The sequence below is a fragment of the Albidovulum sp. genome, assembly GCF_008933605.1.
Taxonomy (GTDB): domain Bacteria; phylum Pseudomonadota; class Alphaproteobacteria; order Rhodobacterales; family Rhodobacteraceae; genus Albidovulum.
The window spans coordinates 1-2790 of the sequence record NZ_WBUS01000252.1 but is presented as its reverse complement, the minus strand read 5'-3'; the positions used below and the strand labels follow the sequence as shown (position 1 = coordinate 2790).

At 71.4% G+C, this 2790-nt stretch carries 2 protein-coding genes; both read right to left on the bottom strand.

Annotation, left to right across the window (positions count from 1 at the left end; translation table 11 throughout):
- On the bottom strand, window positions 1-1250 hold a 1250-nt coding region (locus F9K34_RS18360; protein WP_291338547.1), incomplete at its 3' end, for a CocE/NonD family hydrolase.
- Between the two features lie 7 nt (window positions 1251-1257).
- Window positions 1258-2790 (bottom strand): trimethylamine methyltransferase family protein (locus F9K34_RS18355; protein WP_291338546.1); only part of this gene is annotated, 1533 nt, incomplete at its 5' end.

Sequence of the window (2790 nt, the reverse complement as noted above, 5' to 3'; positions counted from 1 at the left end):
GCCCCGAGGATCTCCGTTCGTTCGGGCAATGGGTCGGTCACGAAGACGAGCGAGCCGCCGTCGTCCTCGCGCTGGTCTGTCGGCCAATCGGCCCCGTCGCCGTAGCGCCCGATCTCGCCGGCGGCGAGCCCGACCCAGAGCGGCGAGCAGATCGGCACCTCCGCCGCCGCACCCGGCGCGGGATCGAGCCGCCCGCCCGGATTGAGGTGGAGCGGGCGCCGTTCGATGCGCGACGAGGGCCAGAGCGCCTCCGCCACCCAGCGTCCCGGGCGTTCGCGGTAGCAGGTGGCGGGGGCGACGCTCTCCTGCATCCAGACGCGGTACATCGGCTCGTCCATGAGCCCGCCCGGGATTGACTTCATCCAGTGGTCGCACCAGCGCTTCACCTCCTGCAACCAGCCGATGGCGGGTTCGACGGCGACGTCATGCGGGAAGGAGTGCGCCCAGGGGCCGACCACACCCCGGCGCGGGCCGGAAAGCCCGGCCAGGAGGCGCGGCACGCTTTCGGAATAGTTGTCGGCCCAGCCGGAGACGGCAAGCACCGGGATGTCGATCGCCGAAAGGTCCTCGCAGACCGAACCGTGCTTCCAATAGTCGTCGCGGCGCTGGTGGGCGAGCCAGTCCAGGATCCACGGCCGGTTGTGCTCCATCCGCGCCCGCCACATGGCACGCCACGCCGGTCCGACAATCCCGGGGTCGGGCGGCAGGTCATTGCAGGCGAACATGGTCGCCGACCAGTCGAAATTGTCCTTGGAGAGACAGCCCCCGACATAGTGCACGTCGGTCGCGTAGCGGTCGTCGGTCGAGCCGAGGGTGATGATCGTCCTCAGCGCCGGCGGCCGCCGCGCCGCGATCTGGAGGCCGTTGAACCCGCCCCAGGAAAGCCCGTACATCGCCACCTGCCCGTCGCACCAGTCCTGCGCGGCGATCCAGGCGATGGCGTCGCAGCCGTCACGCATCTCCTGCTCGCTGTATTCGCCGTCGATCAGCCCCTCGCTGTCGCCGGTGCCGCGGATGTCGAGCCGGAGGCAGGCATAGCCGTGGCCGGCCAGCCAGGCATGCATCTTCTGGTCGCGCTCGCGCGTCCCCTCGCGCTTGCGGTAGGGCAGGTATTCGAGGATCGCCGGCACCGGCCCCGCCCCCTTCGGCCGCCAGAGCTTCGCCGCCAGCCGGGTGCCGTCGGGCATCGGCAGGAAGAGGTTCTCGACGATCTCGACCTCGTGGCGGAATGTCTCGCGGATCGTTGCCATCCTCGCCTCAGTTCATCGGCGCCCCGCCCTCGGCCTTGCGGCGGGCGACATAGTCGTCCAGCGCCTCGGCCACGGCGGGGTCGAGCACGGGTTCCTCGTAGTCGGCCAGAAGCGTCTTCCAGACGGCATTCGCGCGGGCCCGGGCGTCGATGCCGCCGCGCTCGCGCCATGTCGGGTAATTGTCCCAGTTGGACAGGAGCGGCGCATGGAACGCGGTCTCGTACCGCGCCATCGTGTGCCCCGTGCCGAAGAAATGCCCGCCCGGCCCCGCCTCGCGGATGGCCTCCAGCGCCAGTGCCTCGGGCGAGGTGTCGATGGGGGCGAAATAGGCATCCATCATCATCAGGAGCTCGGCGTCGAGCACGAGCTTCTCGAAGCTCGCGGTCAGCCCGCCATGAAGCCACCCGGCCGCGTGCTCCAGCAGATGCGCGCCACCCATGAGCGCGCCCCAGAGCGCCATCTGGCTTTCGTAGGCCGCCTGCGCGTCGACCTCGTTCGCCGCGGTCACGTTCGAGGACCGGAACGGCACGCCCACATGCCGGGCCAACTGGCCCGAGGCCTGCGCCGCCTTGACATATTCCGGTGTGCCGAAGGCCGGCGCGCCCGACCGCATGTCCACGTTGGAGGTGAAGCCGCCATAGAGCACCGGCGCGCCCGGCCGCACGATCTGGGTCAGCACGATTCCGGCCAGCGCCTCGGCGTGCTGCTGCGCCAGGGCTCCCGCCAGCGTCACCGGCGCCATCGCGCCGGCGAGCGTGAAGGGCGTGATGGCCAGCGCCTGGCCCTGTTCGGCCATGGCGATCAGCCCCTCCGCCATCGGCACGTCGAGCTGCAGGGGCGAGTTGGTGTTGATGACGCCGAGGAGCGCGGGCCGCTCCGCCAGTCCCTCGGGCGTCGTGCCGAGCGCGATCGCCGCCATCGCGATCCCGTCCATCGTCCGCGCCCGGCCCAGGGTCTGGCCCTGCCAGGTCTTGTCGAGCAGCCCGATCTGGGCCCGGTAGATGTCGAGGTGGCGGGTGTTGGCGGGCAGGTCCATCGGCTCGAACGGGCCGCCGCCCTCCTGGTGGATCACGTTCAAGACCTGCACGAGGCGCAGGTAGTCGCACATCTCGGCGAAGGTCCCGTCGCGCCGGCCGCGGTCGTTGTCCATCACGTAGGCCGGCCCGCCGACCGAGGCATGGACGCAAAGATCGCCGCCGATGGTCACGTCATGCGCCGGGTTGCGGGCGTACAGGGTGAAGCGGTCGGGCACGGTTCTCAGCCGTTCCTCCACGAGCCCGGGATCGAGCCGCACGATCTCACCCGCGACCTCGGCCCCGGCGTCGCGGAACAGTCCCCGCGCGGGTCCGTCGAGCACCCGCATCCCGATCCGCGCCAGGATCTCCAGCCCGGCGCCATGGATCGCGGCGACCTGGTCGGCGCCCAGCACCTCCACCGGCGCATAGCCACGCGGCCGCTGGCCGAAGGCCGGCTGCGCGAGGCGGGTGCCGTCGCGGCTCCTGCGGCGGGCGCGGGCGGTCACTGCGCGGCCTCGCCGAAG